Consider the following 24,240-nt stretch of genomic DNA (forward strand, 5'->3'; position numbering starts at 1 on the left):
GACACATCCACCTTTAGGAAAAATGATGCATCAAACATCATTAAGTGTGGAGAGCAAATAGGGGAAAGCCAGAATGCAAACCGCACCCAATTCGATTGAAGGCCGTGATATAGCCTATCATCTCCACGGCTACACCAATGCAATCAAGCATAAGGACGTTGGACCGCTGGTGATTGAAAGCGGCAGAGGCATTTACGTCAGGGATGCCGCCGGAAATGACTACATCGAAGCCATGGCCGGCTTATGGAGCACTGCCCTGGGTTTCAGCGAAAGAAGGCTGGTTGATGCTGCGACCCGGCAAATGGAGAAGCTTCCATTCTACCATACCTTTACGCACAAATCGCACGGGCCTGTCGTCGATCTTGCTGAGAAGCTTGTCAAAATTGCACCCGTACCTATGAGCAAGGCCTTTTTCACAAGCTCGGGTTCCGAGGCAATCGACACAGCGCTTAAATTGATCTGGTATCGTTCAAATGCACTTGGTGAGCCAAACAGAAAGAAGATCATCGTCCGCAATCGAGCCTATCACGGCGTCACAATTGCCTCATCTTGTCTGACCAGCCTTCCTGGTAATCATTTATCGTTCGATCTTATCGTTCCGGGGGTTCTGAGGCTGACATGCCCGCATTATTGGCGAGAAGCGCTGCCGGGGGAAACAGAAGAAGAGTTTGCAAGCAGGCTTGCCGAGGAGCTTGAAGGCGTCATTCTTGCGGAAGGGCCGGAAACGATTGCTGCTTTCTTTGGAGAGCCGGTGATGGGGGCGGGCGGTGTCGTGGTGCCACCACGAACGTATTGGGACAAAATCCAAACCGTCCTTCAGAAATATAATATTCTTCTGGTAGCGGATGAAGTTATCTGCGGTTTTGGGCGTACCGGAAACATGTTTGGCAGTCAGACCTACAATCTGAAGCCCGATATAATGGTGCTATCCAAGCAGCTCTCATCCTCTTATCTCCCGGCGTCAGCGCTTCTTGTCAACGACAGGGTGGTTGATCCCATCATGGAAGAAAGTGGCAGAATAGGGACCCTCGGACATGGTTTCACCGGCGGTGGTCATCCTGTACCGGCGGCTGTAGCACTTGAAACCATCCGTATCATTGAAGACGATAATCTGGTGGCACATGCCGCCGTCGTTGGTGAACGCTTACGGTTGGGATTACAGAAACTGCAAACGCATCCGCTCGTGGGAGAGGTGAGAGGTGTCGGGCTCATTGCAGCGGTTGAGCTTGTGACTGACAAGCGGCAAAAATGCGGACTTGATGCTCCCGGACAGTTGGGTGTTCTTGCCAACACGGCGCTTCAGCAGGCTGGTGTGATCAGTCGCAACATGGGTGATGCATTGGCTTTTTGTCCGCCGCTTATCATCAATGAATCTGAAGTTGATGAATTGCTCGCGCGGTTTGAACATGCGTTGAATGAGACACTTGCGGGACTGCCAGCGGGTTCGATCAAGGAGTAATTGGTTTTTGAAGCATGCCCCGAGGCAAAAGCCCGGGTTAAACAAGAAGGGGAATAAAATGAAACATGCAAAGAATACAATTTTGATGGGTGGGTTGCTGCTGGCCACAATAGGGCTGTCCGCATTCCCGGCAAACGCGCGAGACCTCACCGTGGTCTCGTGGGGTGGTAATTATCAAGATGCCCAACGCCAGATTTATTTCAAACCCTTTTCCGAAAAGCTCGGTAAACCTGTTCTGGACGAAGCTTGGGACGGTGGTATCGGGGTGCTTCAGGCCAAGGTGAAAGCTGGCTCACCCAATTGGGACGTCGTTCAAGTGGAGGCGGAAGAGCTTGCACTTGGATGTGCTGATGGCCTCTTTGAGAAAATCGATTGGGATAAGCTTGGTGGCAAGGATGCCTTTCTTCGCTCCGCCGTTGGCGAATGCGGTGTGGGTGCCATCGTATGGTCCACTGCAATTGCGTATGATGGCGCGAAAATTGCGGACGGACCAAAGTCATGGGCGGATTTCTGGGACGTGAAAAAGTTTCCGGGAAAGCGCTCATTGCGCAAAGGCCCGAAATATACGCTTGAGTTTGCCCTCCTTGCCGACGGCGTCAAACCGGCAGAAGTTTATGATGTGCTTTCAACACCGGAAGGTATTGATCGCGCGTTCAAGAAACTCGATGAACTCAAACCCGATATTGTTTGGTGGGAATCCGGAGCTCAGCCATTGCAATTGCTGGCATCGGGCGAAGTGGTAATGGCCTCAGCGTATAATGGCCGTATCACCGGCATCAACAAGACGGAAGGGCGTAAGTTCAAGGTCGTTTGGCCTGGTAGTATATATGCAGTCGATAGCTGGGTCATTTTGAAGGATGCGGAAAACAAGGAAGCCGGGCAGAAGTTCATCCAGTTTGCCAGCCAACCGGAAAACCAGTCGAAATTGCCACAGTTCGTTGCATACGGTCTGCCGAACAAAAAAGCTGCTTCCAGCGTGTCCGCTGAACAACAGGCAGAGTTACCAACCGCGCCCGCGAATATGACCGATGCTATTTCATTGAATACCGATTTTTGGATCGATAATTCTGAAACGCTGACGCAGCGTTTCAACGCGTGGTTGGCAAAATAAGATTTTGTATTCGAATCCACGGACGGATGCTGTGCACCCGTCTGTGGATTTTATGATCCATCTGATACCATCCATGCTGACATCGAGCGCGTCAATCGCTCGGGTGGTTCGCAGTTTGCTTTCCTCTCTGTCGTGCAAAGATTTGCGCGCACGGGAGCCATATGGAGAAAGCCGTGACTGACTTCCGTATTCGTTTTGACAAGATCAGCAAATCATTTGGTGCGCTGTGCGTCGTTGATAATTTGAATCTCGATATAGCCAAGGGCGAGTTTGTCAGTCTTTTGGGGCCATCAGGGTCAGGAAAGACGACATTGCTGATGATGTTGGCAGGCTTCGAAAGGCCGTCGAGTGGTACGATTTTGCTTGACGGAGACCCTATCAACGATGTGCCGACCTATCAAAGGGATATGGGGGTCGTCTTTCAAAACTACGCTCTCTTTCCCCATATGAGCGTGAGCGAGAACGTTGCCTTCCCGCTGAAAATGCGGGGGCTATCAAGGGCGGAGATAACTCACAAGGTAACGAAGGCTCTCGATATGGTGCAACTGGCCAACCTGCGTGACAGGCGTCCATCCCAGTTATCAGGTGGTCAACAGCAGCGAATAGCACTGGCGAGGGCTTTGGTGTTCGAACCGCGTGTAGTTCTTATGGACGAGCCTCTGGGCGCTCTGGATAAACAGCTCAGGGAACAGATGCAACTCGATGTTCGCGCCTTGCATAGCCGGCTTGGGCTGACGATCGTGTTTGTCACGCACGATCAATCGGAAGCCTTGACCATGTCAGACCGGATCGCGGTTTTCAACAAGGGCCGGATTGAGCAGATTGGCACGCCGCGACAGATTTATGATCAACCTGAAACCCGTTTTGTCGCCGAATTTGTTGGGGAAACAAATCTGATTGAGGGGGTGGTCGAAAGCGTGGACAGTTTTGAAGCGCATGTCCGGCTGAAAAGCGGCGGTTCGATTGTCGTTGGATCGTCCGGCATCACCAAACCTGGTGAAAATATCCTCGTCTCCATCAGACCCGAACGGATTGAGCTGAACAAATCTGCGGCGGGATCAAACGCACTGTCAGCCACCATAAGCGATTGCGTTTACCAGGGTGACCATCTGCGGGTGCAGTTGAATGAGGATGCGCACCGCTTTGTCGTAAGGCTTGATCGTCGATCACCTGAATGGGAGACCGGTGCCCCTGTTGTCGCCTGTTTCCAGCCATCGGACTGTTGGATGATTGCACAATGACCGGATCGAGCACTATTGCGAAGGTCAGGGCGGCGGGATTGATCACTCCTTTGTTTTTATTTGTTTTCCTGTTCTTTCTCTGGCCTCTCGTTACGATGATGTCCCAGGCGGTGTCCGATACCGCCGTGCTCCGATTGCTGCCGCAAACGGCAAGTGCATCCAGCACATGGGATAAAGCATCCGCCCCGTCATCTGAAATGAAGAGCGCACTGATCAGAGATCTGCGAAATGCAACGGATGCGCAGGCCGTCGGGGATATGGTGCGGCGTTTGAACAGTGCGCAATCCGGTTTCCGGACGTTGATGGCCAAAACACTACCGGCCATTCAGGATCAATCCGACACAAGAGACCTCGCGCAGATCGACCCCCGGTGGGAAAAGCCGGAGTTTTGGCGCGCAATAGTCGGGGCTTTGTCTCCGGTCACCGACCGAAATCTATTGGCCGCCGTTGATCTGACCCGAAACGACGCCGGAAATATCACCACCGTATCTTCCGAGGTCTCTGCCAATCGTGCGATCATGGCGCGTACATTGTGGATTGCGATGATCGTGACCGCCGCATGCATCGCCATTGGCTTTCCCTATGCAATGCTGATGGCCTCTTGCAGTGGCTGGCAACGCCAGCTGCTATTGGGCGCTGTGCTGCTTCCTCTGTGGACTTCCCTTCTGGTCCGCACTGCCGCGTGGTTCCTAGTTTTACAGGACAAGGGACTGATCAACGAGGTACTGCTTGCCCTTGGTATCGTGAACACGCCGGTGCCGCTGATCTTCAACAGGACAGGTGTTGTCATTGCGATGACGCATGTGCTCCTACCGTTCATGGTTCTGCCGATTTACAGTGTACTGGTAACCATTCCCGTCAATTTGATGCCTGCGGCAGCATCGTTGGGCGCACCGCCCATCTGGGCGTTTGTCCGGGTGATGCTGCCACTTAGCCTGAGGGGAATTGCCTCCGGCGCTCTTTTGGTTTTCATGTCGGCGATCGGGTACTACATCACGCCAGCGCTCATTGGTGGTCCCGGTGATCAGATGATAAGCTCGGTCATAGCGTTCTACGCGACGGGCACTGCAAACTGGAGCATGGCTGGCGCGCTGGGGATTGTCCTTTTGGTCGTGACAATCGCGCTTTATGCCGTTTATGGCCGGTTGTCTTCCGATAATACGAGGAGGTCATAATCTATGTTCAGAACGACAAAAATCATATTTGGCGGATTGGTGGTTATCTTTCTGATCGCTCCCCTGATCGCAATCCTCCCCCTGGCCTTTACCTCAAGTGTTTTCCTGAACTACCCGATCCCAGCTTTTTCCACACGCTGGTTCGAGGAGTTGGCGACTGCCGATGCTTGGCGTCGGGCCATTCTCAACAGTCTGATTGTCGGCAGTGCCACAACCCTGCTGGCAATGTTTCTCGGAACAACGGCGTCTCTAGGCCTGAGGCACCGCATACTTCCCTTCACGGGAGCAGTTAAAACCCTGTTTCTCCTACCCATGGTGGTGCCAGCGGTTGTATTGGGCGTTGGAATGCAGATTCTATTTGTCCGCATGAATATTGCAAACAGCTACATCGGCGTGATTGTTGCTCATACTGTCGTCGCCATGCCGTTTGTGCTCGTCAGCGTATCGAGTGCTTTGGAAGGGATCGACCAACGTGTGGAACTTGCCGCCGCAAGTCTGGGAGCTTCACCGCAACGAGTATTTCGTCAGGTGACACTGCCTTTGGCATTGCCAGGCATTCTGTCGGGAGGGGTCCTTGCTTTTGCCACATCTCTCGATGAAGTCGTGCTGACACTGTTTGTCGCCGGTCCTAATCAGCGAACCCTAGCACGGCAGATGTTCTCAACAATCCGCGAGAATATAAGCCCTGCAATTGCGGCTGCTGCCTTCTTGTTTATTGTTGGAACGATGGTACTGGCACTTGCCGCTGTTCTTTTAAAGCGGCGGTATAGGATCGCTATTCCAAAATGACACTAGACTGTTGAGTTTCGTTGCTGGCCTGCCCCATGAGGCGATCCGGGTTCAATGTTAGTGGAGACTTGGTCTGATTGCCATCACTGGCGTTGAGGCTGTCCCATTTTGGGGCGACCAGACGATGGCCTCGGGTGCAGGTGATCTGTAACCCAATGATGAATGGGGACGGATGTCCATGTACTGACCACGCGGGATGTTCGAAACATGCTCGATGTCCTCATCGCCCTTGAGACCCTAGCGGCGCGTTTGGCTTGCCGGATTGCGTCTGACAAGGACATTTCGAAAGTCCGCAAGCTCCATGATGAAATGATGGCGTTCTATGCGGCCGGGAACCGCCTCGAATATTACAAACGCAACCAGGCTATCCATTCTGCCATCGCCGGGCTCTCGTCCAATGACTGCCTGACCTCAACTCACGAATCCATCCGGTCCCGGCTGAAGCGAATTCGGTTCCCCTTGTGCGCGGCGCCGATCTGGTAACCTATAAAACCGGTCCGACGATCGCCAGCCCGTTATTCCAGAACCTGCGCAGGGCGGTCCATCCCTCCACGTCCTCCCGAAGGATCGGGCGGCTTTTCGCGCGGAACGCCTCCTGCCGGGTGCGCAGGGTGGCGGTCAGGTCCGCGTCCTCGACGAGGATGTTGTTTTCGTAGTTGAGGTCGAAGCTGCGCCGGTCCATGTTCGCCGAGCCGATCAACGTGATCTCTCCGTCCATGGTCAGCGTCTTGGCGTGGAGAAGCCCGGCCTCATATTCGAAGATGGTCACCCCGGCGTGAAGGAGGTCCGAATAATAGCTGCGGCTCGCGGCCGCGACGGCGAAATCGTCGTTGCGCGCGGGAAAGATGATGGTCGTCTCGACGCCCCGGTTGGCGCAGGCGCAGAGCGCGGCCTGCATGGCAGCATCCGGCACGTAGTAGGGCGTCGTGATGAAGAGCGAGCGCTTCGCCGCATAGATGAGGGTCTCGAATATTTCCGGCATGGCCGAATTGCGGAAGGTGGGTCCGGTCGCGACCACCTGCGCGGCAAAACCGGGCCTTGCCTGCGCCATCGGCCGGCGCAGGAGATCGCCGAGATCGCCGCCGCCGTTGCCCATCCAGTCGCTGGCGAAAAGATGCTGGTTCTGCCGCACCACCGGCCCCTCGAAGCGCATCAGCACATCGACCCAGGGCGCGAATTTCGCCTTGGGCAGGAATTCGGGATCTGCGCAGTTCTGGCTGCCGCAATAGGTGATGCGGTTGTCGATGACGGCGATCTTGCGGTGGTTGCGCAGGTCGATGCGGCCGGTGAGCGCGCGCAGGAGCGGGTTGCCGATCACCAGCGCCCGGCGCGCCTCCACGCCCGCCGCCGCCATCTCCTCCCAGAGCGGGCCGCGCACCAGATCGCGCGAGCCGAGATCGTCGACAAGGACGCGGCAGGCCACCCCGCGCCGCGCCGCGCGCTGCACCGCCTCGGCGACTTTGGTGCCGTTGTGGTCGGAAAGCCAGATGTAGAACAGGAGGTGGACATGGTCAGTCGCCGCGTCGATATCCGCGACCATCGCATCGATGGCCGCGTTCGAATTCTCCATCAGCCGGGCACTGTTGCCGCCGACGGGAACATAGAAGCTGATCGACCGGCCGACGGTGAAGAGCGCCTCGTGCTTGTCCGGCGCCAGCGGCGCGGCGGGCCAGCCCGGTGCCTCTTCCGGGCGGGGCAGGCCGTAAAAGGCGGCCTTCAACCGCTCCACCCGTCTGCGCCCGACACTCGTCTGCCCGAGGAGAAGGTAGGCCAGTGCGCCGAGATAGGGCAGCGTCAGGACAAGCACGAGCCAAGCCGCGCGCGACTCCGGCTGGCGATGCGGGCGCAGGAGGATGTGCGTAGCGGCCGCCGCAACGACGATGAGATGTAAGGCCATGAACATCATATCGAACCTCTGTCCGTCGCATTCCTGTCACCGATCCCGTACCATCCCGAAACCCCTTGGGAAAGGGGGCAGAACAAGAACTGTTCCCCCAGACACGCGGCCTTTATCAACCAAAGACAGCAACCGTTGATTTGATAATGAGACCGCCATCTGGACTGCGGGGCATTTGACGCCCTGTGGCGGAGCGAAAAACGTTCAGCAATTGTAAAGCAGGCCGGACCTGTGACCAATGTATGTGTCTGATTTCCCGCCCGTGGCGTGATGTTCGTACCGCACTTCGCGTGACAATGCGCTGTGACCAACGAAAACCAATCTCATGAAAATACAGATCCACATGACCTGCACTGATATGATGAAAAACGCCAGCGATGGTGTGTCTGATACGTGAATTGAAGCCTTCGGTCGAATTGACGTGGACATTCTCACGGACATGTTCACCACTGGAGTGTTTGACGGTGTCGTGTTCGGCGAAACTTGTTCCAATCGCTACAAAAGCCTTTGCCTCATCGCTCATCAAATGTGCGTCGCGTTCGATCTGGACTTCAACGACACGTTCTGCCGCCCGCAGTGACACTGCGTCCACGTTGTAACGTGGCTCAACGTTTTTGAGGAAATCACCGATGACGCGAGGTTCTTGCAGATAGAGATTGGTGCTGCCGTCCTCGATGCGGCACTGGCTCAAGGCATCGCACGGAAAGGTCTTGAGGCTCTTTTTGTGAGTGTCATTCATACGCTTCCCCAGCTCGGGGCGTGGAAATTCTTGAGGTGGACTTGCGAGACACAGTGGTCCAAAGCCCTGCGCAATCCCCTGGATCAAAATCCGCTCGATTCCGTCAAAGCATCGAAACCTCGCTGAACACCAACCGCTCAGATAGCCTTGCCAAGCGTTGAGGCGGTTGCCGCGAGCTTTTCCTCGTTCATATCGCGTGCAGCGATTGCAAAGGAAGCGCCCTCGATCATTACGATTTCCTGTGCGCGCTGGATTGCCCAAAGCGCAAAATTACTGCGGCTGCTAATCTCTGTCGTTTCCAATTATTCTCTTCCGACTAGTTCCGAGGATTGGTTTATACGCTCAATAAAGCGGGCCTGAAGAGAACATCACAGAGGGGTGTTTGGGGTTGGCGGAGTTCCGGTCAAGCGCCGTTTGCAGTTCATTACAAGCGGCGCTTGTGGGAATGATTATTTCCCGGCTTCAGCTTTGATTTTTCCAATGTCACTTGCGCTCATTTCGCCGACGGTCGTCACTTCGCCGCCCTTGATTTTCCAGAGCCGAAACGGGCCGGTTATGTCGCCATACTGGTCGAAATTGACTGGACCAATGACGCCCTCATACTTGATCGGCTTGCCGTCCTTGATGAGTTTCAGCGCTTTAACGAATTGCTCTTTGCCAGCGGAAACGGGCTCTCCGCCATCCGCTACGACCTGCGGAATAGCAATCTTGATTGCCGCGGCGTCCGCCTTGCCTGCTTTGGCGATGGCGAGAGCAACAATTGCGCCAGCATCGTAAGATCTGTCTGCCGCAGGTGCGCTTGGCGCAATACCGCCGGAAAAGGTTTCAAAGTGGGTATTAAAGTATTCCGTGGATGCTGTGGGGCTGGTGCCTGAAGACGTGCCATAGGCGTTTTCCAGATATTGCGCCCCGACACTCTCAATGAAATCCTTTGAATTCATACCGTCGTTTAGCAGAAATGTTTGTTTTCCTCCACCCGAGATCCATGCGCGCGCGATGGTGGCGCCATCCACGGGGTAGCTGACGAGATAAAGCGCATCCGGATCGCCAGCCATGGCCGCGCTGGCTTCGGACGAGTAGCTCGCCTGTTTCTCGTTGTACGGGGTCGTCGAGGTGATCGTCCCTCCGAGTGCCTTGTAGGCAGCGTTGAATTCGCGAACCATATTGACGCCGAAATCGTTGTTGACGTGGATTATCGCTATCTTCTTCAGACCCTGATCCAACGCATATTTTGCCGCCGCTGTTCCTTGCAGCGCGTCGGATGTGATGGTGCGAAAAAACACACCATTCGTTTTTCCCTGTTTGCCAAGCTCCGTCAGTGTGGGCGAGGAGGAGGCGGGGGAGATCTGCACAATTCCTGCGGGTGCGGTGACCGACGTCAGGATCGGGATGGAGACAGAAGAGATGATGCCGCCAATGATGACCTGAACTTTTTTGATATTGACCAACTGCGTGGCTTGATCGACGGCAACAGTTCCCTGACTTTGACTGTCACGCGTGTCAGCAACGAGCTTGCATCCGTTGGCGCCGCCGGCATCGTTGAAATCCTTGAAGGCCATCTCGACGGCCTTCGCACCTGCCTGACCGTACTCGCCGGCAGGTCCGGTAAGTTCCATGACAAGACCGACCGTAATGGCACAATCGGCTGCATGGGCAGGCGCGTTCAATATGGATACCGTCATTAGAAAAGTCGTTAGAAGTAGCGTTTTCCGCATTTTATTCCCCTTTGTTGAGATTGTATTTCATTATTCTCCCATGGCGGCCTTCGCGATCTCGCTCCAGCGTGTATACGTCACCATCCAGATCGTTTGCCTGTCCAAGCACGGCACAGATATCCTTATGATCTTGAGCTGTGAGTTTCAGCTCCGATATCGCAAGGTTGCCTGTCAGGTGATCGCGATTGCGTGCCCCGACAATTACGGCTGCAACCCCAGGCTTCGTCAACATGTAGCCGCTGGCGACGGTCGCTATATCTGTGTGATGTCGGTCCGCGACGATGCGCAAGGTAGCAAGCAAATGCTGGAACAAGTCCCAACCGCCGAAATCATCAATGATCAATTTGTATTTGGTCAGAGATCGGTTTTCGAGCGGGTGGGGCGGCTCTGGTTGGCCGAGCCAGCGATCACCGAGAAATCCTCCCGCCACGGTGCCATAACCGAGAAGCGAAAAACCGTGTTCGGCTGCCAGGGCAGCCATTGCCTTCTCCGGCCGCCGGTCAAGCAAGGAATATTGAAGCTGCATAGAGGTAAAGGACACGCCGGATTCAATGATCGCTTGAACGTGATCGCTATCGAAATTTGTACCGCTGACCTGTGAAATCTTGCCAGCCGTCTGCAATTCCAGCAGCCACTGCGCCGTCTCGATCCATTTTGGAACATCATAGTCCCACCAATGAAACTGTACGAGATCAAGGCAATCGAGATTCAACCGCTTGAGCGACGTATCGATGACGCTTTCGACATACGCCTTGTCGATGTGTGGCAGCACCTCAAGGTCCGGCACGAATTTCGTGTGGACGCGGATGTGGTCTAGCGCTTCCTGTCCTCTCAGGGCTCGATAACGCAGCCGGAAGAGCCCGATGAGCTCCTCCACGCCGGTATAAATATCGGCACAGTCAAAGGTGGTAATGCCAGCATCGGCAAAGGCGACCATATCATTGATGGCATCGTCCGCGCTGATTGCGCCGTGCCCGCCAGCCAATTGCCAGCCGCCGCGGATCACGCGCGATATTTCATAGTTTTCGGCAAGCTTTATGCGTTGCATGAACCAAACCTATTCGTTCTTTAAGGGGACAGCCGTGGTTTCAGCATGGCTGAATCGCCGTAAGCCAAGGCGCGTTATGCGCAACCTGCTTGAGCAGTTCGGGTCAGGGCAGGCAATCTCGGCGTCGGTTGTCATCCAGTCGTTGGGGTGTGTCTGCCGCTGTTTTGCCGCGAGCAATGGCATAACAGACGACAATGAGTAGATGGAGAAGCCTTGACCAGCAGGCAGGTGAAGCATTTCCCCGCGCAATTCGAAATGATCGCCGGGATTTGCACCGCAGTAAATGACACCGCCATCCGGCACGACCACCTCCACTTTGAGGTCATAGAGCTCGAACAGATCGTGTATGGCTTTTTTATCTTCAGGCATATCGGGCAGCCTCTGTTGTTGATGCCGCGCTGGTGTCCAGTGTGCCGCGGATAAGATCAAATGAACGGCCGATGTCGTTGGAAAGTGCAGTAACAGCCGCATCTTCGTTTCGGCGTTCGAGGGCATCGATCAGAGCCCAATGATGATTGGTGGCGGCTTTGCCCCCTTGGCACTCATGAATGTGGGCTGCTGTGCGAATATACGGTCCTGATTGCAGCCATAGGCTTTCGACGATGGGTATAAGCACATTCGAACGCGCGGCGTGATAGATATGGAAGTGAAATTGTTGATTGAGTTCGGATGTTAGAAATCCGACATCTGCGCTGTGTTCCTCGAATGCCTTGTCGCAGTTGTGGTTGATCTGACGAAGACGATCAAAGTCTTCTGCAGTGAGATGAGGGATGGCAAGGGCGACCATCTTGCCCTCAATCATTATTCTCGCATTGGCGAGATCGTCGAGCCGTTCCCGGGTTATCAATGGCACACGAACCGTGCGGTTGGGCAGGGCCTCAAGAGCTTGTTCCGAGATAAGGCGGCGCAATGCTTCTCGAACGGGCATCGTGCTTGTCTGGAGTTTTTCGGCAAGATCAACAATGCGCAGGAAATCTCCAGCGTCGAACATGCCATTGATCAAGGACCTGCGCAGTTGGGCATAGACGCGCTCATGGAGCGTTTCGCGGCCGACGGGTGAAAGTCCTTCATCCAAAGTCATGCCACGATCCAGTTCGAAGTGGCGGAACAGTTGCGGGCATCTTCAGACATGGCACTGGCTTTCTCGTTGTGTCAGGTAGTTTGGGTCTTCCCATAATTTCTACTTGCTTTTTGTTGATCCGTAAAGTTTGATCAAACATCACCGATCAAATATTTGTTCAAGAAGAATTTCATGCAGACGCGCACCGAACCACATCATCAAAGGTTCTCCCCAAGCAGCGACCCTGTTGTTGAAGCGCGCCAACTTGGTAAACGTTTTGGCGGGGTGACAGCCGTCGCCGATATGTCGCTCGTTTTGCGACGCGGTGAAATGGTCGGGTTGATTGGTCCAAATGGAGCTGGAAAGACGACGCTTTTCAATTTGATTGCCGGAAGTCTTAAACCCTCGTCGGGAGCAATATGGATTTCAGGGCGGGAGGTGTCGCAAGATAGACCAGAGTTGAGAATAGCCTGCGGCGTGGGTCGCACGTTCCAGATTCCGCGTCCCTTCGCCGAAATGACAGTGCTGGAAAATGTTCTGACCGGCGCGCAAAAACAGGACGGCGAACGCCTGGTTTCCAATTTCTTCGCTCCACGGCGAGTGGCCCGTCAAGAAAAGGCGGCAGTCGAAAAAGCGCGTTCGCTTCTTTCATTCGTTACGCTTTCACAATTGGAAAACGAACCGGCGCGGGTGCTTTCGGGCGGACAACGCAAGCTTCTGGAACTCGCCCGGATATTGATGGCCGATCCAACCGCAATTCTGCTGGATGAGCCAGCCGCGGGGGTCAACCCGGCACTACTGGAAACGATTATGGAGCGTGTGCAGGAGCTCAATTCACAGGGGAAATCCATACTCCTGATCGAGCACAACATGGATATGGTATCGCGTCTTTGCAGTCGCGTGATTGCAATGGCTGCAGGTAAACACCTTGCCGAGGGAACGCCCGAAGATGTCGCGTCCAACCCTGATGTGATCGAGGCATATCTGGGAGGAAGCGCATGATTTTGGCGGATGGCGTGAAACCAATACCAGCGCTGCAGACGCGATCCCTCGTTGCCGGTTATGAGCCTGATATGCCGATCGTGCGCGGCGTTGATCTCTCGGTCATGGCGGGAGAACTCGTTGTGTTGCTAGGGCCGAACGGAGCGGGCAAGTCCACCTTCGTCAAGGCAATCGCGGGTCTGGTTTCCATTCATGCAGGAGCGGTTCATCTGAGCGGTCAAGACATCACGGCAGTGCCGGTTCATGGAAAGATCGGACGCGGACTTGCCTTCGTTCCGCAGACCGAGAATATTTTCGCAACGATGTCGATCCACGAGAACCTGCTCTTGGCTGCGGCAATGGCACCGAAAGCAGAGCGTGAACGACGCATCGCGATGCTTTATGAGCAATTCCCCGATCTGGCCGCCCGGCCATCACGTCTGGCCGGACAGCTCTCCGGAGGCCAACGGCAAATGCTTGCGGTGGCGCGTGCACTGATTGTGCATCCGTCGATCCTTATCCTGGACGAACCATCCGCAGGTCTGTCGCCCAAGATCGTCTCCGATGTTTTCATGATGCTTCAAGAGATCAACAGAAACGGCGTAACGATCGTTCTCGTGGAGCAAAATGTGCGAGCGGCGCTCGCCATTGCTGATCGCGCGATCATTCTCGTTGAAGGCAAACTCCGGCATGAGGGGCCTGCCGCGACGCTTGCCGATGATCCGGTCGTGGCAAAGCTCTACCTTGGCGGGTCGGCGGCCCGAAAGGCAGGTGTATCGTGAACCCGCAATTCCTCGTGGATGGATTGATCGCCGGGTCAATGATTGGTCTCGGGGCAATCGGCATTACGTTGACATATTCTATTCTTCGCTTTGCCAATTTTGCCCACGGTGAATTGCTGTCCTGGGGAGCGTACATCGCATATACGTTAAGCGCCGCCCTTGGATTTCTCTTCGGCGCGTTGAAGACGCCGGTCGGCCCTTTTTCCTTTGGTTGGTCCCTTCCGCTTGCAGGAGTGTTGGCGATTTTGCTCACGGGTATGCTTGCCCTTCTGCTTGATGCGGTGCTGTTCGGAAGGCTCAGGGCGCAGCGCGGTGCCGTCATTATTATGGTTATGGCGAGTTTCGGCGCTTCTCTGGCGTTGAGAAGTCTGCTCGAGTTCATCTTCACCTCGAAACCTGCATACTTCACCAAGTCTTTGCAGATTGCGGTCAGCATCGGTGGCGGACTGCGGATAACGCCAGACCAGATGCTCGCTCTGGTTTTGACAGCCATCGCTGTTGTGGCGATTCATCTTCTGCTGACCCGCACGGCCATTGGACGTTCGATGCGGGCTGTCAGCGAGAATCCGGCTCTTGCGGGTGTTGTCGGCATTGATGTTCGCAAGGTTATTCAGGCGGTCTGGATTGTGGGCGCAGGCTTGGCATGCATTGCCGGCATGATGGCCGGCCTTCTGGTTCAGATCAGGCCGTATCTCGGTCATGATCTCCTGCTTCCACTGTTCGCTGCTGCCATATTGGGCGGTATCGGCAGCGTGCCTGGTGCAATGCTGGCTGGCCTGATCGTTGGCTTGTCCGAAGCTGCCGCTGTACAACTTATCGGGGCCGAATGGCGTGCGGCAATTTCTTTCCTGATCCTTGTCGCCGTACTGCTGATACGTCCGCGCGGCTTATTCGGGAGGCAAGCATGATCCTCGATCTCGTCGCCTATGGCGCCTTCTTCCTGACCATGGCCCTGACCTATGCCATCATGGGTCTTGGACTGAACGTACAGTGGGGGCAAACTGGTCTTTTCAATGTGGGGATCGCCGGTTTCGTCGCTGTCGGTGCCTATACGTCTGCTTTGCTCACCACGCCTGAAGCCGTCGGACGTATTGGCGGATTCGAATTGCCGATCGCAGTTGGGTGGTTTGGGGGAGCCCTTGCTGCCGGCGTTATATCATATCTCATTGGCGCTCTGACGATCCGGCTGCGCGCCGATTATCTTGCCATCGCAACTTTCGGCGTCGCTGTAACAATTCAGCTTTGTGTTCTTAATCTCGAAGGCTTGACGGGCGGTGCTTTTGGAATGGGGTTTATTCCGCGACCTTTTGCTACCCTCGCGGGTAATCCGCTTGCATTCGGACTTTCCAACGCGGGCCTTCTGGTCGCTGTCGTCTTCGTCCTCTATATGGCGCTGGAGCATCTCGTCCGCAGTCCTTGGGGACGAGTACTCAGAGCAATCCGTGAAGACGAGACAGCGGCGCAGGCGCTTGGCAAAAATCCGACCCGGTTCCGTTTGCAGGCCTTTGCAATCGGTGGCGCGATTATGGGCCTTGCGGGTGCCGCGCAGGCGCATTTCATCGGCTTCATCGCACCGGATAATTATATGCCCATCCTGACGTTTCAGGTTTGGGCCATGTTGATCGTCGGCGGATCCGGCAACAACCGTGGCGCCATACTTGGCGCTATATTGGTCTGGGGTATCTGGGCGTCATCGGCTGCTACTGTTTCCGCATTCTTTCCACCAGAACAACAGGCGCGGGCAGCTTCACTGCAGATCATCATGATTGGCGTTGGGCTTTGCCTCATCCTGCTGCTTCGCCCCAGAGGCATTTTGGGCGAAGTGCGTCAAATATCGCGGCATATCGGGAAAATAACCAAAAGCAAGAATGCTGAGCCAGCTTCAAGCTTGCGTTCTAAGGATTGAACATGACCACCATTTCACAACGCACCGCCTTGACAGAAAAGCTTGAAATCAGCCGGCTGGTCTGTGGCCTATGGCAGATTGCAGATATTGAGAAAGATGGCGCTCTCATCGATCCTGACAAGGGAGCGGATGCTTTGCAAGCCTATGCCGAGGCAGGCTTTGATACGTTTGATATGGCTGATCACTACGGTAGTGCTGAATTGATAACCGGCCAGTTGCTGTCCCGGTACAAAAGCGCTGATAAAAAACCGGTAGCCTTTACCAAATGGTGTCCAGAGCCGGGTCCGATGACCCGCCAGATCGTGCGCGACGGCATCGAAGAGCGACTGTCACGCCTTGGCGTTGAAAAGATCGACCTGTTGCAATTTCACTGGTGGACCTTCGAACATCCCGCATGGATCGATGCCCTGCATGAGATGGAAAAGATGCGGGAGGAGGGCAAGATTGAAGCGTTAGGGCTCACCAATTTTGATGCGGCGCATCTGGCTGTAGCCCTGGCTGACGGTATCAAGATTGCTACCAATCAAGTGTCCTTCTCACTCATTGATCGTCGGGCGTCAGGCGCTCTTTCTGAACTTTGTGCAAGCACTGGCGTCAAGCTGCTCGCTTACGGCACTTTGTGCGGTGGGTTTCTCTCGGAGAAATGGCTGGATCAGCCCGAGCCTGCATCGATTCCAGACTGGAGCGGCTCGAAATATAAGCGTTTCATCGACGTGGCTGGTGGCTGGGCAGCCTATCAGGATGTTCTCAGAGCAGTTGCTTCCATTGCGAGGAAACATAGCGTCTCGATTTCCAATGTTGCAAGCCGTTGGGTCTTGGAGCATGAGGCAGTTGCTGCAGCTATCATTGGCGCCCGATTGGGGAAAAGCGAGCATCGCGACAATAATCTCAATGTTTTTCAGTTCGTACTGGATGAGGAAGACAAGGCGTTACTCCAGGTGGCCTTTGCTGCAACGTCGCCAATCCCCGGTGATTGTGGTGATGAATACAGGAAACCGCCGTTTTTAACCGCGTCGGGTGATCTCAGCCATCACCTGGATGCTATCCCATCAATATTCAAAGCTGAGCCTGTTCCCGGCAAGCAGGGTCGGATGCGGGTATCGTCGGGAAGTATTTGGGAGCCATTGGCCGGCTACAGCCGTGCCGTGCGTATTGGCGACAGAATTCTTGTGTCTGGTACGACCGCTACGCACGCCTTGGATCGATGCATCGCGCCGGGCAATGCCGGTGCGCAGACGACCTATATTCTCGACAAGATAGCAGCGTCAATTACCGCATTGGGTGGCGCAATCGACGACGTTGTTCGAACCCGTGTCTATCTGCGGGACGTTGATAAATGGGAGCCGGTATCGCGGGCGCACGGCAGGGTATTTTCTGATGTTCTTCCGGCAAACACCCTGCTACAGGCGGGTAGTCTGGTTGGGGACTATGAAGTCGAAATAGAAGTTGAGGCTATTTGCGTATGATATGATAGGGCTAAGTATTTAGCAGTTGCAGTGGCTCAAAACCCGTTACACGTTAAATGGAGAAGCTAATTTAAATGCGGTTACCTTAGGAGTGGTAACAGAAGGCAATCTTGCGGAACACTCTCGCTGGAGGCCGTGAACAGGCCACGATCAGTGTGCCCTGCCTTCAGGAACCGTCAGAGAAGATCGACGAAACGCCCGTCCTGCACCCGTCGCCGCTGTTCATCAAACGGGCTACAATTCCAGGCGTCTACACTCGGCGCTCGGCTATCGATCACCAGAGGAATTTGAAACCCAAATTGCCGAGCAAGCGGCTTAGTTTCGATCGCCTCGCTGGTCCAGCTCCAAGGGTTCACTCCAAAGATGGCTTCATCGTTAATGGCCGGTTAATCTGCCAAAGTAGTGGTAGGCTGCGGACCAATAGTCGCCTGCTTCCTTGATGAAAAACTGTATCCCAGCGCAAGCGTGCATTTGTCCATTCTGCGAGACGACGCCGGAAAAGGTGTTTTGGTCGCTACGCACGTTGATGGCGGCCAAAGCATTTGATTAGGTCAGAACGGAGATATCGCTCACGCCCATTCCTTCGCGAATGTGGCGGGAGAGTTCCTCCACAAACCGATCCGGGTCCTTGGCATGGGCAACCAACCGAGTATGACGGTCCGCTATTTCAGAGATGTTGCGCTCGTGTTTTTGCACGTTAAGCATCGCAAGCTCGATCTGGTCCTGCAAGGCGCGGTAGGATTCCAGCAAACGCTTGTGCTCCGCGCATTCGACCAGCACTTCATGGAATCGCCGGTCCGCCGCCGCCAATGCTTTAAGATCGTGCTTGTCGGCGGCTGTGGCTATGTCGGGTATGGCTGCCGCCAGAGCGGATGGCGTGTAGCTTCTCTGAAGCGCCAGCCGCGCGCCCATCACTTCGAGTGCCGTACGCAAAGTCGCAAGCTCGAAGATATCGCGGTCGTTGAAGCTGGCAACGACATAGGATCGGTTCGGCGACTTCTCGATCAGGCCACCCCTCTCGATCAGCCTAAGTGCTTCGCGCAGTGGCGCGCGGCTGACATTCAGCTCTGCCGCAATGCTTGATTCGCGAATTCGCTGACCCGCGAGAAGCTGTCCGCTCAGAATCTTCTCTCGCAGATAGGCAGCTAGGCTGTGCACCATGTCGCCTGTGCGCAACTGCTGGTTGTTGAGGTCATCTGCAAGCACGATTTCGTTAGACATGTGTCCATCTTTTCTGTAACTGTCGACAGTAATAAGAATAATGTCGACACTTTTATATCGGGAACAGTTCGAAAAATCGATTCCCAATGGAGGGGAAATTATGAATGAGCACATTACCAGACAAGTGACCCGCAACATAATGCCGCTGCTCGGCATTAGCTTTTTCGTGTCTATCCTGGATCGCGTGAATGTCGGGTTTGCATCACTGACAATGAATGCCGACATTGGTCTTTCAGCAGCCGCCTACGGTTTTGGGGCTGGCATCTTCTTCCTCGGTTATTTCGCATTCGAAATTCCGAGCAATCTCATTCTACAGAAAGTCGGCGCTCGCCGATGGATCGCGCGTATCATGCTCACATGGGGCATCCTGTCCATGTCCATGGCATTCGTGCAGGGACCGTATTCGTTCTATTCTGTCCGTTTTCTGCTGGGGCTCGCCGAAGCCGGTTTCGTTCCTGGTGTCGTCTATTATCTGAATCAGTGGTACACGAAACGCGATATCGGTCGCGCGACGGCAATCTTTTTTGCCTTCGGTCCCATTGCCAATGCGGTTGGCGCGCCGCTGTCGACCGCGTTGATCGAGGCCGTTGATTGGCGCTGGATGTTCATCATCGAAGGCATACCTGCGATTATCCTCGGCATAATCGTCTTCCTCAGGCTGCCTGATCGCGTCGAGGACGCGACATTCCTCGACGAAAGCCAGAAGAGTGAATTGCGCGCACAATTGCTGGCCGAAGGTGATTCTGCTGCCAGGCATGCATCCCCGATGTCTGCGTTGAAGGATCTGCCGACGCTTGCTCTCGCATTCCAGTATTTTCTCATTCTCACCACCGGTTATGCGCTCAACATGTGGCTGCCGCAGATCGTTCGCGAACTGGGTGTCAAGACGTCGATGGTGGGCTGGGTCGTTGCCGTGCCTTATGTCGCTGCCGCTCTCGCGATCTACTTCTGGAGCCGTTACACGAAGTATACTGATGATCGCCTGTTCTACGTGCTTATTCCCTGTGCCGTCGGCGCAATGGGATTTGTCATCGGTGCCCTGACGGCAAACCCGATCCTGTCGATGTTTGCGTTCTGCTGCGTGGCTGCAGGCATCTATGCTGGTGGGAGCGCGTATTGGGCATTGCCGCGACCGGCTGTATCGGGTGCCGCGGCCGCGGCGGCAATTGCGCTGGCAAACTCGCTCGGCAATCTCGGCGGCTTCACTGGCCCATATCTGTTCGGGATCATTCGCGACACGACCGGCAATTATGAATATGCGCTGTTCGTCGCTGCCGCTTTTCTTCTCTCGGGTGGTCTGATGAGCTTTGTCAACATTCGTCTGGCGCGGCAGCGCTCAGCACAACTCGCCGCTGCCCATTGAGCCTGCGCAGAGGGGTAGTTGTCTTCGCTCTCGAAGGCCTCTTTTAAAGGATTAGATTCATGGAAAGTTTTCGCGCGCGCTGCAAGGCACGCTCACCGCTGATGGGGACGTTTTCCGCTATCCCCCATCCCGTCGCAGTCGAGGTGACTGCCGCGTCTGGCCTCGATTTCGTCTGCATCGACTGGGAGCATTCGCAAATCAGCCGCGAGCGCATCGAGGATCTGATCCGGGCCTGCGATGTCCATGCCGTTCCGGCAATGGTGCGTGTTCCGGGACATGCTCCGGAAGCGATTGCGGCAGTGCTCGATGCCGGTGCGCATGGCGTTCTCGTGCCGCGCGTCTCGACGGCTGAGCAGGCACGCGCCGCCGTCCAGGCAACGCGCTATCCGCCGATCGGCGCACGAGGGGTGGGGCCAGGCCGTGCCGCTGCCTATGGCTATCGTATCCCGGACTACCTGACCAGGGCGAACGATGCGATCGCTCTGGCAATCCAGGTCGAAACCGCGGAAGGCCTGGCCAATATTGAAGAGATCGCCGCTATCGATGGCGTCGATGTGATATTCGTCGGCCCTGGCGACTTGTCCGTCTCCATCGACGCGATGGGGCCGAATGGCCAGGAGAAGCTTTTTACCGCGATCGAAAAAATCACTGAAACAGCGCTTTCGACGGGCAAGGCTGTCGGCATTTTTCGCCCGGATGCAGGCGATGTCGCCTTGTGGAGCCGCAAGGGTATCTCATTTTACCTGCTCGCAAGCGATACGATGTTTCTCGGGGCCGCCATGGCGCAAGGCATCCTGCAAGCGCGTGCGGCTGTCACTGAAAATGCAAGGAAATCCGCATGAAGATCGTCAAGTGCGATGGCCTGCTCACGGTCGAGCCGGAACAGCTCACTTATCTTGCAGGCCTTGATGCGGAGTTTGTCGAAAAGACCTTGCTGACCGAAGACGATCTGATCAAGCATTGCCACGACGCAGATGCACTGATGATCCTTCGTGAACCTGTGACCGAGCGTGTCGTCAGGGCGTTGCCGAAGCTCAAGGTTATCGGCCGTTTTGGCGTGGGGTTGGATTCCATCGATGTCGAGGCTTGTACGCGGGCAGGGGTGCAAGTCACTTACGTGCCGGATTCCAACCTGGATGAGGTCAGCACCCATGCTGTCGCAATGATGCTGGCGCTCGCACGCCGGCTGAAGCACTACGACACCGCCGTGCGCGCCGGACGCTGGCAGGCAATGGCAGACGGCGTGGGCATCATTCGGCCATCGCATCAGACACTCGGATTGATCGGCTTTGGCCAGATCGGTCGTATGACGGGGCGTAAGGCCGCGGCGTTTGGTTACAAGATCATCGCCTATGATCCCTATATGACACAGGAACGCATTGCCGAGGCCGGTGCCGAACCTGCATCGTTCGAGGAGGTGGTGGCGCAATCCGACATCATGTCGCTTCACATCCCCGCGACGCCGGAGACGAGGAATATCGTCTCGAAAGACGTGCTCGCCCACATGAAGAAGGGTTCGATCCTTATTAACGTTTCCCGCGGCGGACTGGTGGATGAGGCAGCGCTCGCAGATGCTCTGACGTCCGGGCATCTATCCGCGGCAGGCATCGATACGCTCGCGCAGGAGCCGCCAAGTGCAGACAATTTGCTTCTGAAGGTCGAAAATCTTCTGCTTTCTCCCCATGCGGCGCACTATTCGAAGCAGTCCTATGCGGAAGTCCGGAACAAGGTCTTTGCCGATGTCGCAGCAGTCTTGAAGAATGAGAAGCCAAAGTACAGTTTTAATCATATTGGAGTATCGTGAATTGATAACGAATATATGCTTTGAGGAGACATTTATTTGAACTGACTTGAGTGGCTGAGCTTTCTCGCATAGCTGCAGGTCGGCGTTACGACACGAAAGTGCCGAAGCTGTTCGACATTAGAAAACATAGGCTGATCAAACTGCGAGGATTGAAGTTTCGCTCCGGAGCGGCCTGAGATCGAGGTTTTCAGTTGAGGTCCAGATAGGGTCGCCGGTGGGTCTGATATGCTTGACAACCTCCGGCGGAGTGGCACGCCATTGCGATTGAGATTTGCGAATGCCGGTTCGAGATGCAGGGTGTTCCAGTAGACGATGACGCTGATCAGCGGGTTCAGGCCGGAGGCGCGATAGAGCTGGCTTTCGAATATTCTGCCGCGAAGTTCGCCGAGGCGGTTGAAGAACAGGGCGCGGGCCAGGGTGTTCTGTGCCTCGCTCTTGTTGAGGTCAGCAGCTCCATTCGGCGCTCGGCTATCGATCGCCGGAAAAATTTGAAACCCAACTTGCCCAATAGGCGGCTTAGTTAGGAACGCCTCGTTGGTCCAGTTCCAGGGGGCACACCAATGCCGGGTCACTTCTCAGTGGAAATCAACACTCTGGTATCCAGGGCAAGTGCCGTGGTGTCGGTCACTGCACTTATGGCAGCCAGTACTTCTTCATGGTGCCCTTGGCGCGCTTAGGCTCTTTAACAAGTTAAACAAACACTTCTTCGATCGCTGTCTGGCAATCTACGAAACGATCGCGGTAATTGCCCGACATCCCGAGGCCCGTGATTTTCAATGGACAACTCCGTCACGCGCCGGGTTCTGGCGGCAGCAGTAGTGGCACCCGCTCCATATGGCAACATCGCGTTCATCGTCGGGATGAGACATGTCGGCATAATAGGCGCTTTGGCAAAGGATGCTGTTGGTATGCATGCTGCATGCGCAACACTTTACAGGGCCGCCAAAGGCGGGAATGAACGAGCCCCGGCAAAGAGTATTGTGGGGTGCCGGGACTCGCAGCCTGGTAGGTAAACGAGGCAAAATACTAATAACGCAAGACGGACGTGCCTGCAGTTCACTTAATGCAACAGTAGGACTCATTATCCAAAAGTCCGTCGCGTATCAGAGGTCTTCATTCTTCAATCCGAGCATTAGGCGTAGGCGTCTTAAAGCTGTTGCCGCCTCCTGCATTATGGCAGCTGTTTCGTCGCCATATCGAAACTCTATGCCGTACGCGAAATTGTCGAGCCTTACCGCTAAATTGCTCTCTTCAATACGCACGCCAGAGAGAGCCAACAGGTTTGAGCCCCATGCGATTGACCTCGCCGCCTCCAGAAGAAGATTTTTCTTGTCCTCGAGTAGAGGAGACGAAACGTCATTTGCATATTGAAGCAGGTCGCGACAAATTCCATCTCGGATCATTTCTTTTTATTTGATACCCCACGTCCCGACAGGAATGAACGATTACAAATACCTGGAAAAGAGTCCAGTCAGATCGGAACAATAGAATACGGCCCGTGTCTGCTTAGTGACACCGCATTTTTGAAACATGTTCAATGCATGTTCGACACCAGTGAATCGATGAACAAAAAGTCTGGTTCCCACTTCCTGGATTATCTTGATGGATGCTTGACGCGGCGTGGTCCGGGGCAACCTATGAAATCCGGCGGGAAGAAATCTCCGCCGCATCAAGCAGCACGCCGACGAGCCAGCAAAAGTGAAACTCGAAAATCTGAGGGTTGTTCGCAACATTTTCAAGAATCCGGCCCGCCAGTTACTCGATACCAAAGCGGACCGGACTATGCTGCTGATTCTTGGTCTCAGCGGAGTCAGCCTGACATTTCATTGTAAACAAGAGTTTAATCATGCAACCTTTTCACAGTCAGCGTACAAAACGAATATCCGAATTGGATAAAGCGCCCCCTCGAATGATGCTTATATTCCGTGCATAAATGTCGTAGATTGGTATGCTTTACGCTGATCGACATAGCACCTGCAACGAGGATGGTGTGCTTGAGAACTGGTCGTTCTTAATTCACTGATCGGCAGGAATAATGGCTACATTTATGTTGCGTAAACTGCTGCCGGGTGGCGGCTGACGTGTGTCGCCACGCGCTGAGGTCAATTGCGGGAGGATCAGGCTCCCTTGACGCCGGCAATCGCGGTGATCTCGATGAGGCGGCGGGGGTCGCCCAGGTCAGCAACACCGATTGTTGCCCGCGATGGCAGATCGTCATCCTCCAGCCATTCGAGCCAGGCGGTGTTCATCTGCTCTTTCTTCGACATATCGGTGATGTAGATGCGTGCCTGCAAGAGGTGTTTCTTATCGGAGCCGCATTCGGCCAGCAGGGCGTCGAGCTTGGCGCAGACTTCGCGGGTCTGCCCTTCCATGTCCTGATCGATATTGTTGGCAGCGTGGCCGCCGATGAAGAGCAGGCCGTTGCGCTCGACGGCGCCGTGCATGATGCGGGCTTTTCTGTGGCGTTTGATCATTGTGTCTCA

At 55.0% G+C, this 24,240-nt stretch carries 21 protein-coding genes and 3 pseudogenes; 14 read left to right on the top strand and 10 right to left on the bottom strand.

The features are described 5' to 3' along the window. The first annotated feature begins 73 nt into the window (after positions 1–73). The 5 genes from ACZ5FP_RS26120 to ACZ5FP_RS26140 all read left to right on the top strand — a co-directional run bounded on the left by ACZ5FP_RS26120 (position 74) and on the right by ACZ5FP_RS26140 (position 5,775). Positions 74–1,459, top strand: a complete 1,386-nt coding sequence (locus ACZ5FP_RS26120; RefSeq protein WP_464665386.1) for an aspartate aminotransferase family protein — start codon at positions 74–76, stop codon at positions 1,457–1,459. 85 nt (positions 1,460–1,544) lie between these two features. Continuing rightward, the gene (locus ACZ5FP_RS26125; protein WP_464665410.1) at positions 1,545–2,570 is read left to right on the top strand and encodes an ABC transporter substrate-binding protein; all 1,026 of its coding nucleotides are present in this window, start codon (positions 1,545–1,547) and stop codon (positions 2,568–2,570) included. 173 nt (positions 2,571–2,743) lie between these two features. Beyond that, entirely contained in the window at positions 2,744–3,811 is a 1,068-nt protein-coding gene (locus tag ACZ5FP_RS26130; RefSeq protein WP_464665387.1) for an ABC transporter ATP-binding protein, read from the top strand. Further along, positions 3,808–4,986, top strand: coding sequence for an ABC transporter permease (locus ACZ5FP_RS26135; RefSeq protein WP_464665388.1), 1,179 nt, complete (start codon positions 3,808–3,810; stop codon positions 4,984–4,986). The genes ACZ5FP_RS26130 and ACZ5FP_RS26135 overlap by 4 nt, the downstream gene beginning before the upstream one ends. A 3-nt stretch (positions 4,987–4,989) precedes the next feature. Then, positions 4,990–5,775 carry an ABC transporter permease gene (locus ACZ5FP_RS26140; protein WP_464664872.1) on the top strand — a complete coding sequence of 262 codons (786 nt, stop codon included), beginning with the start codon at positions 4,990–4,992 and terminating at the stop codon, positions 5,773–5,775. 57 nt (positions 5,776–5,832) lie between these two features. Here the strand turns inward: ACZ5FP_RS26140 and ACZ5FP_RS26145 are convergent. Beyond that, positions 5,833–5,967: pseudogene (locus ACZ5FP_RS26145) on the bottom strand (IS3 family transposase); the annotation flags it as partial. 15 nt (positions 5,968–5,982) lie between these two features. Here ACZ5FP_RS26145 and ACZ5FP_RS26150 point away from each other — a divergent pair. Beyond that, entirely contained in the window at positions 5,983–6,258 is a 276-nt protein-coding gene (locus ACZ5FP_RS26150; protein WP_464664873.1) for an FCD domain-containing protein, read from the top strand. 1 nt (position 6,259) lies between these two features. On the opposite strand, the gene cls is transcribed toward ACZ5FP_RS26150, so the two are convergent. From cls to ACZ5FP_RS26180, 6 genes and pseudogenes are all read right to left on the bottom strand, one after another. Then, positions 6,260–7,681, bottom strand: coding sequence for a cardiolipin synthase (gene cls, locus ACZ5FP_RS26155; protein ID WP_464664874.1), 1,422 nt, complete (start codon positions 7,679–7,681; stop codon positions 6,260–6,262). A gap of 106 nt (positions 7,682–7,787) precedes the next feature. Further along, positions 7,788–8,264: pseudogene (locus tag ACZ5FP_RS26160) on the bottom strand (transposase); the annotation flags it as partial. A 596-nt stretch (positions 8,265–8,860) separates the two neighbouring features. Further along, on the bottom strand, positions 8,861–10,126 hold the full coding sequence (locus ACZ5FP_RS26165; protein ID WP_464664875.1) for an ABC transporter substrate-binding protein: 1,266 nt from the start codon (positions 10,124–10,126) through the stop codon (positions 8,861–8,863). A 1-nt stretch (position 10,127) separates the two neighbouring features. Next, the gene (locus ACZ5FP_RS26170) at positions 10,128–11,174 is read right to left on the bottom strand and encodes an aldo/keto reductase (RefSeq protein ID WP_464664876.1); all 1,047 of its coding nucleotides are present in this window, start codon (positions 11,172–11,174) and stop codon (positions 10,128–10,130) included. Between the two features lie 9 nt (positions 11,175–11,183). Next, positions 11,184–11,543: a TIGR04076 family protein gene (locus tag ACZ5FP_RS26175; RefSeq protein ID WP_464664877.1), complete on the bottom strand. Its 360-nt coding sequence runs from the start codon at positions 11,541–11,543 to the stop codon at positions 11,184–11,186. Next, positions 11,536–12,255, bottom strand: coding sequence for a GntR family transcriptional regulator (locus ACZ5FP_RS26180; RefSeq protein ID WP_464664878.1), 720 nt, complete (start codon positions 12,253–12,255; stop codon positions 11,536–11,538). Before ACZ5FP_RS26180 ends, ACZ5FP_RS26175 begins: the two co-directional genes overlap by 8 nt. A 171-nt stretch (positions 12,256–12,426) precedes the next feature. Here ACZ5FP_RS26180 and ACZ5FP_RS26185 point away from each other — a divergent pair, with 171 nt between their 5' ends. From ACZ5FP_RS26185 to ACZ5FP_RS26205, 5 genes are read left to right on the top strand one after another with little or no spacing between them, the layout of a single operon-like run. Next, on the top strand, positions 12,427–13,236 hold the full coding sequence (locus ACZ5FP_RS26185) for an ABC transporter ATP-binding protein (RefSeq protein WP_464664879.1): 810 nt from the start codon (positions 12,427–12,429) through the stop codon (positions 13,234–13,236). Continuing rightward, a complete protein-coding gene (locus ACZ5FP_RS26190) occupies positions 13,233–13,997 on the top strand; it encodes an ABC transporter ATP-binding protein (RefSeq protein ID WP_464664880.1) in 765 nt (254 codons plus the stop codon). The genes ACZ5FP_RS26185 and ACZ5FP_RS26190 overlap by 4 nt, the downstream gene beginning before the upstream one ends. After that, positions 13,994–14,905 (top strand): branched-chain amino acid ABC transporter permease, encoded by a 912-nt coding sequence (locus ACZ5FP_RS26195; RefSeq protein WP_464664881.1) that lies wholly within the window; start codon positions 13,994–13,996, stop codon positions 14,903–14,905. The genes ACZ5FP_RS26190 and ACZ5FP_RS26195 overlap by 4 nt, the downstream gene beginning before the upstream one ends. Then, positions 14,902–15,903 carry a branched-chain amino acid ABC transporter permease gene (locus tag ACZ5FP_RS26200; protein ID WP_464664882.1) on the top strand — a complete coding sequence of 334 codons (1,002 nt, stop codon included), beginning with the start codon at positions 14,902–14,904 and terminating at the stop codon, positions 15,901–15,903. Before ACZ5FP_RS26195 ends, ACZ5FP_RS26200 begins: the two co-directional genes overlap by 4 nt. Before the next feature lie 2 nt (positions 15,904–15,905). Continuing rightward, complete coding sequence (locus ACZ5FP_RS26205) at positions 15,906–17,369, top strand: aldo/keto reductase (RefSeq protein WP_464664883.1); 1,464 nt, start codon at positions 15,906–15,908, stop codon at positions 17,367–17,369. Positions 17,370–17,915: 546 nt separating this feature from the next. On the opposite strand, the gene ACZ5FP_RS26210 is transcribed toward ACZ5FP_RS26205, so the two are convergent. After that, positions 17,916–18,590: a GntR family transcriptional regulator gene (locus ACZ5FP_RS26210; protein ID WP_464664884.1), complete on the bottom strand. Its 675-nt coding sequence runs from the start codon at positions 18,588–18,590 to the stop codon at positions 17,916–17,918. A gap of 100 nt (positions 18,591–18,690) precedes the next feature. On the opposite strand from ACZ5FP_RS26210, the gene ACZ5FP_RS26215 reads away from it, so the two are divergent. Genes ACZ5FP_RS26215 through ACZ5FP_RS26225 form a run of 3 tightly spaced genes read left to right on the top strand, consistent with a single transcriptional unit; the run spans position 18,691 to position 21,757 of the window. Next, positions 18,691–19,953 (top strand): MFS transporter, encoded by a 1,263-nt coding sequence (locus tag ACZ5FP_RS26215; protein ID WP_464664885.1) that lies wholly within the window; start codon positions 18,691–18,693, stop codon positions 19,951–19,953. A 59-nt stretch (positions 19,954–20,012) separates the two neighbouring features. Continuing rightward, a complete protein-coding gene (locus tag ACZ5FP_RS26220; RefSeq protein WP_464664886.1) occupies positions 20,013–20,795 on the top strand; it encodes an HpcH/HpaI aldolase family protein in 783 nt (260 codons plus the stop codon). Further along, positions 20,792–21,757, top strand: a complete 966-nt coding sequence (locus tag ACZ5FP_RS26225; RefSeq protein WP_464664887.1) for a C-terminal binding protein — start codon at positions 20,792–20,794, stop codon at positions 21,755–21,757. Before ACZ5FP_RS26220 ends, ACZ5FP_RS26225 begins: the two co-directional genes overlap by 4 nt. A 135-nt stretch (positions 21,758–21,892) precedes the next feature. On the opposite strand, the pseudogene ACZ5FP_RS26230 reads toward ACZ5FP_RS26225, so the two are convergent. Together ACZ5FP_RS26230 and ACZ5FP_RS26235 are read right to left on the bottom strand one after the other, a co-directional pair. Next, positions 21,893–22,206: pseudogene (locus ACZ5FP_RS26230) on the bottom strand (Tn3 family transposase); the annotation flags it as partial. A 1,668-nt stretch (positions 22,207–23,874) separates the two neighbouring features. Then, positions 23,875–24,231, bottom strand: coding sequence for a RidA family protein (locus ACZ5FP_RS26235; RefSeq protein WP_464664888.1), 357 nt, complete (start codon positions 24,229–24,231; stop codon positions 23,875–23,877). Positions 24,232–24,240: the final 9 nt, after the last annotated feature.

This window comes from Phyllobacterium sp. T2-21 (assembly GCF_055378485.1).

Bases quoted from the DNA above. Each gene is read 5' to 3' on its own strand.
- ACZ5FP_RS26120 (WP_464665386.1), top strand. From the start codon at position 74: ATGCAAACCGCACCCAATTCGATTGAAGGCCGTGATATAGCCTATCAT.
- ACZ5FP_RS26125 (WP_464665410.1), top strand. From the start codon at position 1,545: ATGGGTGGGTTGCTGCTGGCCACAATAGGGCTGTCCGCATTCCCGGCA.
- ACZ5FP_RS26135 (WP_464665388.1), top strand. From the start codon at position 3,808: ATGACCGGATCGAGCACTATTGCGAAGGTCAGGGCGGCGGGATTGATC.
- ACZ5FP_RS26140 (WP_464664872.1), top strand. From the start codon at position 4,990: ATGTTCAGAACGACAAAAATCATATTTGGCGGATTGGTGGTTATCTTT.
- ACZ5FP_RS26150 (WP_464664873.1), top strand. From the start codon at position 5,983: ATGCTCGATGTCCTCATCGCCCTTGAGACCCTAGCGGCGCGTTTGGCT.
- cls (WP_464664874.1), bottom strand. From the start codon at position 7,681: ATGATGTTCATGGCCTTACATCTCATCGTCGTTGCGGCGGCCGCTACG.
- ACZ5FP_RS26165 (WP_464664875.1), bottom strand. From the start codon at position 10,126: ATGCGGAAAACGCTACTTCTAACGACTTTTCTAATGACGGTATCCATA.
- ACZ5FP_RS26170 (WP_464664876.1), bottom strand. From the start codon at position 11,174: ATGCAACGCATAAAGCTTGCCGAAAACTATGAAATATCGCGCGTGATC.
- ACZ5FP_RS26175 (WP_464664877.1), bottom strand. From the start codon at position 11,543: ATGCCTGAAGATAAAAAAGCCATACACGATCTGTTCGAGCTCTATGAC.
- ACZ5FP_RS26180 (WP_464664878.1), bottom strand. From the start codon at position 12,255: ATGACTTTGGATGAAGGACTTTCACCCGTCGGCCGCGAAACGCTCCAT.
- ACZ5FP_RS26185 (WP_464664879.1), top strand. From the start codon at position 12,427: ATGCAGACGCGCACCGAACCACATCATCAAAGGTTCTCCCCAAGCAGC.
- ACZ5FP_RS26190 (WP_464664880.1), top strand. From the start codon at position 13,233: ATGATTTTGGCGGATGGCGTGAAACCAATACCAGCGCTGCAGACGCGA.
- ACZ5FP_RS26200 (WP_464664882.1), top strand. From the start codon at position 14,902: ATGATCCTCGATCTCGTCGCCTATGGCGCCTTCTTCCTGACCATGGCC.
- ACZ5FP_RS26205 (WP_464664883.1), top strand. From the start codon at position 15,906: ATGACCACCATTTCACAACGCACCGCCTTGACAGAAAAGCTTGAAATC.
- ACZ5FP_RS26210 (WP_464664884.1), bottom strand. From the start codon at position 18,590: ATGTCTAACGAAATCGTGCTTGCAGATGACCTCAACAACCAGCAGTTG.
- ACZ5FP_RS26215 (WP_464664885.1), top strand. From the start codon at position 18,691: ATGAATGAGCACATTACCAGACAAGTGACCCGCAACATAATGCCGCTG.
- ACZ5FP_RS26220 (WP_464664886.1), top strand. From the start codon at position 20,013: ATGGAAAGTTTTCGCGCGCGCTGCAAGGCACGCTCACCGCTGATGGGG.
- ACZ5FP_RS26225 (WP_464664887.1), top strand. From the start codon at position 20,792: ATGAAGATCGTCAAGTGCGATGGCCTGCTCACGGTCGAGCCGGAACAG.
- ACZ5FP_RS26235 (WP_464664888.1), bottom strand. From the start codon at position 24,231: ATGATCAAACGCCACAGAAAAGCCCGCATCATGCACGGCGCCGTCGAG.